Below are 11,807 nucleotides of genomic sequence, written 5' to 3'. Positions count from 1 at the left end.
GGGTGATCTTCGACCACTGCATGCCCTTCGATGTCACCCGCTGCTATGACGAGGTCACGCAATACGCCGACCCGCGCATCTGGACGGCCGAGCGCGATCGTCAGATGTGGGAGGCGCTGGAAAGCTGAAGGCCCCGAGAAGGTCGGCGACGACTCGGAGGACGGCCATGGTGCCTGGGCGTCCTCACACCACCATGCGCGTCTCCGCGGCGATCGCGAATGCGCTGGTGGCCAGCCGGTCCACCAGCGCCGACAGGCCGGCCGCGTCCGGGGCGGCGGCTTCCACCACCGCATCGTGCGGCCCCGACACCGACCACACCTGAAGGATCTCCGGCTGCGCACGCAGGTAAGCCAGCACGGGGGCACAAGGGCGGGTCTTGAAGCGCAGCAGCAGGATCGCACGCACCGGCACGGCCTGGTCCGGCAGGGCCACATGGGCGTGGTAGCCCCGGATCACCCCCGCCGCCTCCATTCGCTTCACGCGCGCCAGCACCGCCGTGCGCGACAGGTGAACCCGGTCGGCCAGGGCGGTCATCGACATCCGCGCATCGGCCGCCAGCTCGGCCAGGATCCTGCGGTCGGTGCGGTCCAACACGTCTTCCACGACGGTCCTCCTGCGGCATTTCGAACGAAACGGCCAGCGGCTTCGACGATCCGTCGTCGACCGGCCGGCCTCTGGCGCCTATCGTATCGGCAACGGATCGAAAGGAAGACCCCATGCGCAAGATCGAACCCGCCTCCTTCGTCGGCGAACGGCCCTGGCAAGCCCTGGACATCGAGGCCATCGAAGACGCCACGGTGCCCCTGCACTGGACGGACCGGCCCTATCGCTGGCACGTCAACGACGGCCCGGAAGTCTTCGTGCCGCTCGACGGCAGCGTCACGATGCACTATCGCCGCGCCGGGCAGGAGCACTGCCTGGTGCTCGGGCCCGGCGACATCTGCCATGCCGAGGCCGGCGATGAGCACTTCGCCGAACCGCACGGGACGGTGCGCATCCTGGTGATCGAGAAGGCTGGCAGCCCTTGATCAGCCCTTCACGCACACCACCTGCTTCAGGGTGTGCACCACCTCGACCAGATCGCCCTGCGCCGCCATCACCGCATCGATGTCCTTGTACGCCGCGGGTGTCTCGTCCAGCACGTCGCGGCCCTTGCCGCGCACGATGTAGCTGCGTGCACCCATGGTGCCCGGGATGATGCCCCACTGCCCGGCCCTGGCGATCACCGTGCGGGCCGCCTCTACCACCTCGCGCATCATCAACTCGCGGTTGACGGCGGCATAGCGCTGCGCCCAACCCACGGCGCGCACGTAGTCCTCGAAGTGGCGGCTGCCTTCCTCGAAGCAGGCCAGGTCACGGTCCGGCAGATTGGCCTGGCGGCGCATCAGCCAAAACGCTCACACATCGATATTCGCCGCCCGCAGAGCGTTCGATTCGATGAAGTCCCGCCGCGGCTCCACCTCGTCGCCCATCAGCATCGTGAACACCCGGTCGGCCTCGATCGCATCTTCGATCTGCACGCGCAGCAGGCGGCGCACGTTGGGGTCCATCGTGGTTTCCCAAAGCTGCTCGGGGTTCATCTCACCCAGGCCCTTGTAGCGCTGACGTGACACGCTGTTCTCGGCCTGCTGCATCAGCCAGGCCATGGCCTGGCGGAAGTCGGTGACCTGGGCTTCCTTTTGCTTGTCGCCCTCGCCCTTGCGCACGATGGCATTGGGACCCACCAGGCCCTTGAACATGCGTCCGGCGGTGCTCAGGGCTTCGTAGTCGGCACCATGCACGAAGTCAGCGCTGATCACGCTGCTCTTGAGGTTGCCATGGTGGCGTCGGCTGATGCGCAGCATTTGCTTGTCAGTGCGCTCGTCGTAGACGGCCTCCACCTCGGCATCGTGCAGGGCGGCTTTCAGCGCGGCCGCCGAGGCGCGGGCCTGCTCGGCCGTGTCGAGCTGCAGCTCCAGGCCGTCGGCCAGGGCACGCAGGGCTTCCACGTCCATCCAGTTGGCCAGGCGGTCGATGACGTTGTTGGCCAGCACGTACTGGCGCGCCAGGGTTTCGAGCGTCTCGCCTTCGAGCATCGTGCCGTTCACGCCGGTGTCCAGGCGCGCGTCCTTCAGCGCCACGCGCAGCAGGTAGGCATCGAGTTCGTGGGCGTCCTTCAGGTACTGCTCGTCCTTGCCCACCTTCACCTTGTACAGCGGCGGCTGGGCGATGTAGATGTGGCCGCGCTCGACCAGCTCGGGCATCTGGCGGTAGAAGAAGGTGAGCAGCAGGGTGCGGATGTGCGCGCCATCCACGTCCGCGTCGGTCATGATGATGATGCGGTGGTAGCGCAGCTTGTCCGGGTTGAAGTCGTCCTTGCCGATGCCGGTGCCCAGGGCGGTGATCAGCGTGATGATCTCGTTGCTCGACAGCAGCTTCTCATAGCGTGCCTTCTCCACGTTCAGGATCTTGCCGCGCAGCGGCAAGATGGCCTGGAACTTGCGATCGCGGCCCTGTTTGGCCGAGCCGCCGGCCGAGTCGCCCTCGACGATGTAGATCTCGCTGAGCGCCGGGTCCTTTTCCTGGCAGTCGGCCAGCTTGCCGGGCAGGCCCAGGCCGTCGAGCACGCCCTTGCGGCGCGTCATCTCGCGCGCCTTGCGCGCGGCCTCGCGGGCGCGGGCGGCCTCCACGATCTTGCCGCAGATGATCTTGGCGTCGGTGGGGTTCTCCAGCAGCCAGTCGGTGAGCTTGCTGGCGACGATCTCCTCCACCGGGCCGCGCACCTCGCTGGAAACCAGCTTGTCCTTGGTCTGGCTGGAAAACTTCGGCTCGGGCACCTTGACGCTGACCACGCAGGCCAGGCCTTCGCGCATGTCGTCACCGCTGATCTCGACCTTGGCCTTCTTGGCCAGTTCGTTGTCCTCGATGTACTTGTTGATCACCCGCGTCATCGCCGCACGCAAACCCGTGAGGTGGGTGCCGCCGTCGCGTTGCGGGATGTTGTTCGTGAAGCACAGGACATTTTCGTTGTATCCGTCGTTCCACTGCATCGCCACCTCGACGCCGATGGTGGTGCCTTGCTCGCTGAGCTTCTCGCCCACGGCATGGAAGACGTTGGGGTGCAGGACCTTCTTGCCCTGATTGATGAAATCGACGAAGCCCTTGACCCCACCGACGAAGGCGAAGTTGTCCTCCTTGTTGTGGCGCTCGTCCACCAGGCGGATCTTCACACCGTTGTTCAGGAAGGACAGCTCGCGCAGGCGCTTGGCGAGGATGTCGTAGTGGAAGTCGTTGTTCTGCTGGAAGATCTCGTCATCGGGCAGGAAGTGCACCTCGGTGCCGCGCTTGTCGGTCTCGCCGATGACCTTCATCGGACTGACCTCGACGCCGTCGCGCACCTCGATCACGCGGTCTTGCGGCACGCCCTTGCGGAATTCGAGGAAGTGCACCTTGCCGTCGCGGCGCACCGTCAGCCTCAGCCATTTGGACAGCGCGTTCACGCAGGACACGCCCACCCCATGCAGGCCGCCCGAGACTTTGTAGCTGTTCTGGTTGAACTTGCCGCCTGCGTGCAGCTCGGTCAGCGCGATCTCGGCGGCCGAGCGCTTGGGCTCGTGCTTGTCATCCATCTTCACGCCGGTGGGAATGCCGCGGCCGTTGTCGATGACGGAGATCGAATTGTCGGTGTGGATGGTGACGACGATGTCGTCGCAGTGCCCGGCCAATGCCTCGTCGATGGAGTTGTCCACCACCTCGAAGACCAGGTGGTGCAAACCCGTGCCGTCGGAGGTGTCGCCGATGTACATGCCGGGGCGCTTGCGTACGGCTTCCAGGCCCTCGAGGATCTGGATGCTGCTTTCGCCATACCCACCGCCGTCAACGGGCTGGGGCTGAGGGGCTTGGTTCTCGCTCATGACTGCCTAACGTAGAAGGCCCGGTACGGGACCGGGTGTCAATCGGGACAGAACCCCCGCTGGGGCGGGGGCAGGGATGCGCCATGAAGCGCACGGCGGCAACTGGCCGCCTCAGGCGCGGCTAGATCCGCATCGGCATCACGACGTACTTGAAGCCGTTGTCGTCCGGGATGGTGATCAGCGCACTGGAGTTGGCATCCTGCAGCTCCACCTTCACCATGTCCTGGTTCATGTTGGCCAGGGCGTCGACGAGGTAGGTCACGTTGAAGCCGATCTCGATGGTGTCGCCACCGTAGTCGATCTCGAGTTCTTCCTTGGCTTCTTCCTGCTCGGCATTGCTCGAGGCGATGCGCAGCAGGCCCGGTTCGATGTTGATGCGCACCCCCTTGAACTTTTCGCTGGTGAGGATGGCCGCGCGCTGCAGGCTGGCCAGCAGCGCCGCACGGCCCAGCGTGAGGCTGTTCTTGTGGTTCTTGGGGATCACGCGGTTGTAGTCGGGGAACTTGCCCTCGACCAGCTTGGTGACGAATTCCATGCCCGAGAAGTTGAACTTGGCCTGGTTGCCGGCAAAGCGCATTTCGATGGGGGTGTCTTCGTCCTTGAGCAGGCGCTGCAGCTCCAGCACGGTCTTGCGCGGCAGGATGACCTCCTGGCGCGGCATCTCCACGTCCAGCGTGGCGCTGGCCAGGGCCAGGCGGTGGCCGTCGGTGGCCACCAGCGTGAGCTGCTTGCCTTCGGCGACGAAGAGGATGCCGTTGAGGTAGTAGCGGATGTCGTGCACCGCCATCGCGAAGTGCACCTGGTTGATCAGGCCCTTGAGCGTCTTTTGCGGCACGCTGAAGCTGGGGCCGAAGTCGGCGGCTTCCTGCACCAGCGGGAAATCCTCGGCCGGCAGGGTCTGCAGCGTGAAGCGGCTCTTGCCGCCGGTCAGCGTGAGCTTGTTCTGATGGGCCGACAGCGACACCACCTGGTCGGCCGGCAGCGAGCGCAGGATGTCGATCAGTTTGCGCGCTCCCACCGAGGTGCTGAACTGGCCGGCATCCCCATCCAGCTCGGCCGTGGTGCGCACCTGGATTTCCAGGTCGCTGGTGGTGAACTCCACCTGGGCCCCGGTCTTGCGGATCAGCACATTGGCCAGGATGGGCAGGGTATGGCGGCGCTCCACGATGCCGGCCACGGCCTGCAGGGCGCCGAGCACTTGGTCCTGGGGTGCTTTCAACACAATCATGTGAACCTCTTGAGGTGGTAGCCGTAGTAGGGGGCCGGTGTTTTTGTGGAAAACGCTATTTTGTCTCGTTCGATCAAGGCCTTGGACCGGGGACAAGCCTGTGGCCGGCCGCCGGGCAAGCGCGCGGGCGAACCGACAACAACTTCGCGCCGGCGCGCCGGCCTGTGGACAAGACGGGGCTTGTTCGAAACTTGTCCCCAGCTTTGTGCTTTGACAACAGTGCTTCCCTTGTGCCAGTCAAGCGGGTGAAGAAAGGAGAGGGCCTCAGCCTTTGAGGGTCTGTTCCAGCACGTGCAACTGCTGGTTCAGTTCGGTGTTCTTGCTGCGCTCGCCGCCGATCTTGCGCACCGCGTGCAGCACGGTGGTGTGGTCGCGACCGCCGAAGAGCTCGCCGATCTCGGGCAGGCTCTTCTGCGTGAGCTCCTTGGCCAGGTACATCGCGATCTGGCGCGGCCGGGCGATCGAGGCGGGCCGCTTCTTCGAATACATGTCGGCCACCTTGATCTTGTAGAAGTCGGCCACGGTCTTCTGGATGTTCTCGACCGAGATCTGCCTGTTTTGTATCGAGAGCAAGTCCTTGAGCGCCTCGCGGGCCAACGCGATGTTGATTTCCTTGTGGGAAAACCGTGAATAAGCCAGGATCTTGCGCAGCGCGCCTTCGAGCTCGCGCACGTTGGCGCGCACGTTCTTGGCCACGAAGAAGGCCACGTCCTCGGGCATCTGGGCGCCTTCGGTCTCGGCCTTCTTGATCAGGATGGCCACGCGCATCTCCAGCTCGGGCGGCTCGATGGCCACGGTCAGGCCCGAGTCGAAGCGGCTGGTCAGGCGCTCGTCGATGTCCACCAACCCCTTGGGGTAGGTGTCGCTGGTCATGATGATGTGTGCCTTCTTGGCCAGCAGGGCCTCGAAGGCGTTGAAGAACTCCTCCTGGGTGCGGTCCTTGCCGGCGAAGAACTGCACGTCGTCGATCAGCAGCAGGTCGAGCTGGTGGTATTTGGCCTTGAGCTCGTCGAAGGTCTTGCGCTGGTAGTTCTTCACCACGTCGGAGATGAACTGCTCGGCGTGCAGGTAGAGCACCTTGGCGTCGGGCCGGTCGGCCAGCAAGGCATTGCCCACGGCGTTCATCAGGTGGGTCTTGCCCAGGCCCACCCCGCCGTAGATGAACAGCGGGTTGTACATCTGGCCCGGGGCGCCGGCCACATGCAGCGCGGCGGTGCGGGCCATCTGGTTGGCCCGGCCGGGCACCAGGGTGTCGAAGGTCAGGCTGGGGTTGAGCCGGTGGCGTGAAGGCTGCGGCGCCGGCGGGGCCGGCGCCACGGCCGGGCTGGCCGAACCATTCATTCCCATGGGGGCCGATGCGGCCGGCGCTGAGGGGGCCGCAGCCACCGGCCGGGCAGGCATGTGCTCGCGCGGTGCCAGCGTCAGTTCCAGCCGCACCGGCTGGCCATGCAGCTCGGCCAGCAGGGTTTCGATGCGGGCGGCGTACTGGTTGCGGATCCAGTCCAGCTTGAACCGGTTGGGCACGCGCACGGACAGCACCGGTCCGGCCTCGCCCTGCGCGAGCTGGCCTGGGGGCAGGGGACGGATCCAGGTGGCGTATTGCTGTTCGGGCAGTTCGGCGGCGAGTCGTTCGCAGCAGCGCTGCCACAAGTCGGAGCTCATGGAATTGTGGAAAACTTATTTCTGGAGCCGCGCGATTCTAGCCCTGCACGGCCGTGCCAGGACGACTTATCCACAGAATATGTGTTCGGATAAACCCCGGCCTGCCACTTGGCTTGGCGGCAGAGTCATTGACCACCAAGGGTGGCATTTGGTGTAATTGAGGGTTTCCCGGACTTTCGTGAGCCTGCGCCCAGGCACCTTGCACGTGATGTCATGCCCAGGGCGTGCACACCGCGGCAGGGGTGAGCGGCAGCGGTGGGCGCGGCAGGTGCCGGGAGGCCCCCCAACCCCATGCCGGGCCCGTGCCCCGCAGTGGTTTTGACGCCCCCAGGCTGTCCGGCCCGGGCGGAGTTCTCCGAGAGGATCCGATCATGAAACGTACTTACCAGCCTTCCAAGGTTCGCCGCGCCCGCACGCACGGCTTCCTGGTGCGCATGAAGACCAAGGGCGGCCGCAAGGTCATCAATGCCCGTCGCGCCAAGGGCCGCAAGCGCCTGGCCGTCTGACCCTGGCAGCGCGGCGAACGCCGGCTTGGCCCTGCCTGCAGCCCCTGCCCACCTGGTGCGGCTTTCGCGCCGCGCCGATTTCGAACGGGTTCTGGGGGCCGGTGCTTCGGCCATCGCAGCCCGCAGCCCGCACTTCGTGCTGCACCACCTGCCCGTTGGGGCTAAGTTGTCAACAGGGGGCGAGCCTGAGGTGGCGCCCCTTGTGGATGTCTCAGCGGTCACGGCCCGCACGCTGGCCGTCGGCGTGGTGATCCCGAAGCGCTGGGCGCGCCGTGCGGTCACGCGCAATGTGCTCAAGCGGCAGATGTACGCGGCTTTCGCGCGCCATGCCCCGGCCCTGCCCGGCGGGATGTGGGTGGCTCGCCTGCGTGCCGCCTTCGATCCTGAACAATTCCCCAGTGCCGATTCCACGGCGCTGCGCCGCGCCGTGCGCGCCGAGGCCGAGGCCCTGATGAACGCCGCCGCGCGGCGTGGGGCCGGGAGGGCGGCATGATCGCCGCGGCCCTCAAGGCCCTGGTGCGCGCTTACCAGTGGTTTTTCAGCCCCTGGGTGGGCGGCGACTGCCGCTTCGAACCGAGCTGCTCGGCCTATGCCCTGCAGGCGCTGGACCGCCATGGCGCGGCCATGGGCAGCTACCTTGCCGCGCGCCGGCTGCTGCGCTGTCACCCTTGGTGCCAGGGAGGCCATGACCCGGTGCCCCCGCGCAGCACCGGGGGCGCTGCGCGGCCGGCGGGCCTGTTCACCCGCCACCTCGAGCCCGGCCCCGCTCCGGGTGTCCCGTCTCCTACCAACAGCGAGCCGTCTCCATGACCGATATGCGCCGCACCATCCTGTGGGTGGTGTTCTCGATGTCCCTCATCCTGCTCTGGGATGCCTGGAACAAGCACACCGGCCGGCCGTCGATGTTCTCGCCGACGCCAGTGGCCCAGCAGCCGGCGGCCTCCGCGGCGCCGGCCGACGGCACCGCCGCCGCCACCACACTGCCCGCGCCCGCCACCAGAGCCCCACCCCGCAGCCGCGCCACCCAAGCACCCCGGCCTGCGGCCGGCAGCGCCGCGGCGCAACGGCTGGAGATCACCACCGACGTGGTCAAGGCCGTGATCGACACCCAGGGGGGCACGCTGAGTCACCTGGAGCTGTTGAACTACGCCGATCAGGAGGACCGCAGCCGCAACGTGGTGCTGCTCGACCAGTCGGCCCAGCGGGTCTACCTGGCCCAGACCGGCCTGATCAACAAGGACGACGCCGGCGAGCGCTTTCCCAACCACTTCACCGTGATGACGGCCGAGGAGGGCGGTGCGCGCCGCCTGGCCGACGGCCAGGATCGTCTGGAGGTGAAGCTGAGCTCGCCGGTGGTGGGCGGGTTGCAGTACATCAAGACCTATACCTTCCAGCGCGGCCAGTACACCATCGGTGTGCGTCACGAGGTGATCAACCGCGCCGAGGCCCCGCGCGAGCCACAGCTGTATCTGCAGCTCGTGCGCGATGGCAACCCGCCTCCGGGCGAGTCGGCCTTCTACTTCACCTTCACCGGCCCGGCGCTCTATACCGACCAGAAGAAGTTCCACAAGATCGACTTCAAGGACATCGAACGTGGCAAGGCCGAGACGGCCGCACCGGCCGACAACGGCTGGATCGCGATGGTGCAGCACTACTTCGCCTCGGCCTGGCTGCTCAATGTGCCCGGCCATGACCGGCTGGCCCGCGAGTTCCGCACCGCCAAGGTGAGCAACAACCTGTACTCGATCGCGATGGTCGTGCCGCTGCCGCCGGTGGCCGCCGGCGAAAGCCGTACCGTCGAGACCACGCTCTTCGTGGGCCCGCAGGAGGAAAAGAAGCTCGCCGCGCTGGCGCCGGGGCTGGAGCTCGTGAAGGACTACGGCTGGTTCACCATCCTGTCCAAGCCGCTGTTTTGGCTGCTCGACAAGCTCCATGCCCTGTTGGGCAACTGGGGCTGGTCCATCGTCGCCCTGGTGGTGCTGCTCAAGGCGGCCTTCTATGGCCTGAACGCCAGTGCCTACCGCTCGATGGCCAAGATGAAGGCCGTGGCGCCGCGCATCACCGAGCTGCGCGAGCGCTACAAGGACAAGCCGCAGCAGATGCAGCAGGAGATGATGCGCATCTACCGCGAGGAGAAGGTCAACCCCATGGGCGGCTGCCTGCCCATCCTGATCCAGATCCCGGTGTTCATCGCGCTGTACTGGGTGCTGCTGTCGTCGGTGGAGATGCGCAACGCGCCGTGGATCCTGTGGATCGATGACCTCTCGGCCAAGGACCCGTACTACATCCTGCCGCTGCTGATGACGGCCTCCACGCTGCTGCAGACCTGGCTGAATCCCACGCCGCCCGACCCGATCCAGGCCAAGATGATGTGGATCATGCCGCTGATGTTCTCGGTGATGTTCTTCTTCTTCCCGGCCGGCCTGGTGCTGTACTGGCTGACGAACAACCTTCTGTCGATCGCTCAGCAGTGGTACATCAACAAGAAGCTCGGCGTGCTGGACCTGAAGTTCTCGCCCAAGAGCTGAGGCGTCTACGGCCCGAGCGCAACGCCCCGGGGTGAGCGCCTCGGGGCGTTCGTGTTTTTGTGCGCACAATGCCGGCCATGCTGCCCCGACATCACGACCCGATCGTTGCCATCGCCACCGCCCCCGGTCGCGGGGCGGTGGGCATCGTGCGCGTGTCCGGGCGCGATCTCTCGGGCTTCGTGCGCGCCCTGCTGGGCCGCTCGCTCGTGCCGCGCCATGCGCACTATCTGCCTTTCACCGATGCACAGGGCCAGGCCATCGACCACGGCCTGGCGCTGTACTTCCCGGCGCCGCATTCCTACACCGGCGAGGACGTGCTGGAGCTGCAGGCCCATGGCGGCCCGGTGGTGCTGCAGTTGCTGCTGGCGCGCTGCCTGGATGTGGCGGCGCAGGCCTTGCCGGGGCTGCGGCTGGCCGAGCCCGGCGAGTTCACCGAGCGGGCCTTTCTGAACGACAAGCTCGACCTGGCCCAGGCCGAGGCGGTGAGCGACCTGATCGAGGCCAGCACCGAGGCCGCTGCACGGTCGGCCGGCCGCTCGCTGGCCGGTGCCTTCTCGCAGCAGGTGGAGGGCCTGCGCGAGCGGCTGGTGCGTCTGCGCCTGCTGGTGGAGGCCACGCTGGACTTTCCCGAGGAGGAGATCGACTTCCTCGAAAAGGCCGACGCACGCGGCCAGCTCGACGGCGTGCGCACGGCCCTTCAGGCGCTGCTGGACCAGGCGCACCAGGGCGCCTTGCTGCGCGAAGGCATCCGGCTCGTGCTGGCCGGCCAACCCAATGTGGGCAAGAGCTCGCTGCTCAACGCCCTGGCCGGGGCGGAACTGGCCATCGTCACCCCCATCCCCGGCACCACCCGCGACAAGGTCAGCCAGACCATCCAGATCGAGGGCGTGCCGGTGCATGTGATCGACACCGCGGGGCTGCGCGAGGCCACCGACGAGGTCGAGCGCATCGGCATCGCACGAAGCTGGAGCGAGATCGCCCAGGCCGATGTGGTGCTCTTTCTGCACGACCTCACGCGCCTGGGGCAGACGGACTATGACGCCGGCGAGACCGACATCGCCGGGCGGCTGCCGCCGGGCCCGCAGGTGGTGCACGTCTACAACAAGCTCGATGCCCGCGGCCTGCCGCCGGGCCTACCGCAGCCGCACGTGGCCTTGTCGGCCAAGACCGGCGAGGGCCTGGAGGCCCTGCGCCGCCTGCTGCTCGAACAGGTGGGCTGGCATGCGCAGCCCGAGGGGGTGTTCATCGCGCGCGAGCGCCACCTGCGCGCGCTGCGCCGCACGGCCGAGCATCTGGCGCGGGCGCACGACCACGCGCGCGCGGCCGATGCCGCACTGGACCTCTTGGCCGAGGAGCTGCGGCTGGCCCACGAGGCCCTGGGCGAGATCACCGGCCGCATGACGCCCGATGAGCTGCTGGGCGAGATCTTCCGCAAGTTCTGCATCGGCAAGTAACGGGCGCCGACGGGCGCGCGGCAGGCCACCCGGCTGCGGGGGGCGGCATTGTGGGGCCTTGGGCCCCCGGCCCATAATGGTGTGTTCGATGCCGGGGTGCTGAGCGTGTGCGCAGCGCGACGGCAGCGCAGCCGTGCAAAGGACAGAAGAACATGGAAGCCCAGGAGTTGATCCAGGCGGTGCAATCGCTCAACACCGAGGACGCCTTCCGTCCGCGTCTCGATGCCCAGCAATGGCGCACTCTCACGCAATTCCTCACCCGCCACGAGGTGCGCATGGGCGACCAGGTGATCCGCCAGGGGGACCGCGACCGCGCGATGTACTTCCTGGCCCAGGGCACGATGCAGGTCTTCGTGCCCGGTGCCGCGCCCGGCGCCAACAAGGTGGCCATCCTGCGTCCCGGCGCGGTGATGGGCGAGCCCTCGCTGTTTGCCGAGGGCCCGCGCATGGCCACCGTGGAGGCCATGACCCCCGGCGTGATCTACGCGCTGCGTCTGCCGCGCCTGGAGGAGCTGGCCGCGCGCATGCCCGTGGTG

The 11,807-nt window shown here is 67.1% G+C and carries 10 protein-coding genes and 3 pseudogenes; 8 read left to right on the top strand and 5 right to left on the bottom strand.

The window, feature by feature from the left end; all coding sequences use genetic code 11:
* A pseudogene (locus ACK42S_RS10800) lies at positions 1–128 on the top strand (MBL fold metallo-hydrolase); the annotation flags it as partial.
* Positions 129–183: 55 nt separating this feature from the next.
* Here ACK42S_RS10800 and ACK42S_RS10795 read toward each other — a convergent pair.
* Positions 184–603, bottom strand: coding sequence for an Lrp/AsnC family transcriptional regulator (locus tag ACK42S_RS10795; RefSeq protein ID WP_409706924.1), 420 nt, complete (start codon positions 601–603; stop codon positions 184–186).
* A 113-nt stretch (positions 604–716) separates the two neighbouring features.
* Here ACK42S_RS10795 and ACK42S_RS10790 point away from each other — a divergent pair, with 113 nt between their 5' ends.
* A complete protein-coding gene (locus tag ACK42S_RS10790) occupies positions 717–1,028 on the top strand; it encodes a cupin (protein WP_409706921.1) in 312 nt (103 codons plus the stop codon).
* Here the strand turns inward: ACK42S_RS10790 and ACK42S_RS10785 are convergent.
* The 4 genes and pseudogenes from ACK42S_RS10785 to dnaA form a co-directional block, all read right to left on the bottom strand.
* Positions 1,029–1,373, bottom strand: a pseudogene (locus ACK42S_RS10785) (RtcB family protein); the annotation flags it as partial. It abuts the gene before it with no gap.
* A 24-nt stretch (positions 1,374–1,397) separates the two neighbouring features.
* Positions 1,398–3,845 (bottom strand): annotated as a pseudogene (gene gyrB, locus ACK42S_RS10780) (DNA topoisomerase (ATP-hydrolyzing) subunit B); the annotation flags it as partial.
* 169 nt (positions 3,846–4,014) lie between these two features.
* Positions 4,015–5,121: a DNA polymerase III subunit beta gene (gene dnaN / locus ACK42S_RS10775; protein ID WP_409706918.1), complete on the bottom strand. Its 1,107-nt coding sequence runs from the start codon at positions 5,119–5,121 to the stop codon at positions 4,015–4,017.
* A 264-nt stretch (positions 5,122–5,385) separates the two neighbouring features.
* The gene (dnaA, locus tag ACK42S_RS10770; protein WP_409706915.1) at positions 5,386–6,783 is read right to left on the bottom strand and encodes a chromosomal replication initiator protein DnaA; all 1,398 of its coding nucleotides are present in this window, start codon (positions 6,781–6,783) and stop codon (positions 5,386–5,388) included.
* 371 nt (positions 6,784–7,154) lie between these two features.
* On the opposite strand from dnaA, the gene rpmH reads away from it, so the two are divergent.
* The 6 genes from rpmH to ACK42S_RS10740 form a co-directional block, all read left to right on the top strand.
* Positions 7,155–7,289 (top strand): 50S ribosomal protein L34, encoded by a 135-nt coding sequence (gene rpmH, locus ACK42S_RS10765; RefSeq protein WP_019561239.1) that lies wholly within the window; start codon positions 7,155–7,157, stop codon positions 7,287–7,289.
* A 25-nt stretch (positions 7,290–7,314) separates the two neighbouring features.
* Positions 7,315–7,782 carry a ribonuclease P protein component gene (locus ACK42S_RS10760; protein ID WP_409706912.1) on the top strand — a complete coding sequence of 156 codons (468 nt, stop codon included), beginning with the start codon at positions 7,315–7,317 and terminating at the stop codon, positions 7,780–7,782.
* Positions 7,779–8,099 carry a membrane protein insertion efficiency factor YidD gene (gene yidD / locus ACK42S_RS10755; RefSeq protein WP_409706909.1) on the top strand — a complete coding sequence of 107 codons (321 nt, stop codon included), beginning with the start codon at positions 7,779–7,781 and terminating at the stop codon, positions 8,097–8,099. The genes ACK42S_RS10760 and yidD overlap by 4 nt, the downstream gene beginning before the upstream one ends.
* Entirely contained in the window at positions 8,096–9,817 is a 1,722-nt protein-coding gene (gene yidC, locus ACK42S_RS10750; protein WP_409706906.1) for a membrane protein insertase YidC, read from the top strand. Before yidD ends, yidC begins: the two co-directional genes overlap by 4 nt.
* Before the next feature lie 77 nt (positions 9,818–9,894).
* Positions 9,895–11,271: a tRNA uridine-5-carboxymethylaminomethyl(34) synthesis GTPase MnmE gene (mnmE, locus tag ACK42S_RS10745; protein WP_409706903.1), complete on the top strand. Its 1,377-nt coding sequence runs from the start codon at positions 9,895–9,897 to the stop codon at positions 11,269–11,271.
* Between the two features lie 152 nt (positions 11,272–11,423).
* Positions 11,424–11,807: cyclic nucleotide-binding domain-containing protein (locus ACK42S_RS10740; protein ID WP_409706900.1), on the top strand; the 384-nt coding region annotated here is incomplete at its 3' end.

Source organism: Caldimonas sp. (assembly GCF_046289365.1).
Classification (GTDB): Bacteria; Pseudomonadota; Gammaproteobacteria; order Burkholderiales; family Burkholderiaceae_C; genus Caldimonas.
This window is presented reverse-complemented; position numbering and strand designations above follow the sequence as displayed.

Coding starts and splice junctions, on each gene's coding strand:
- ACK42S_RS10790 (WP_409706921.1), top strand. CDS start 717: ATGCGCAAGATCGAACCCGCCTCCTTCGTCGGCGAACGGCCCTGGCAA.
- dnaN (WP_409706918.1), bottom strand. CDS start 5,121: ATGATTGTGTTGAAAGCACCCCAGGACCAAGTGCTCGGCGCCCTGCAG.
- dnaA (WP_409706915.1), bottom strand. CDS start 6,783: ATGAGCTCCGACTTGTGGCAGCGCTGCTGCGAACGACTCGCCGCCGAA.
- rpmH (WP_019561239.1), top strand. CDS start 7,155: ATGAAACGTACTTACCAGCCTTCCAAGGTTCGCCGCGCCCGCACGCAC.
- yidD (WP_409706909.1), top strand. CDS start 7,779: ATGATCGCCGCGGCCCTCAAGGCCCTGGTGCGCGCTTACCAGTGGTTT.
- yidC (WP_409706906.1), top strand. CDS start 8,096: ATGACCGATATGCGCCGCACCATCCTGTGGGTGGTGTTCTCGATGTCC.
- mnmE (WP_409706903.1), top strand. CDS start 9,895: ATGCTGCCCCGACATCACGACCCGATCGTTGCCATCGCCACCGCCCCC.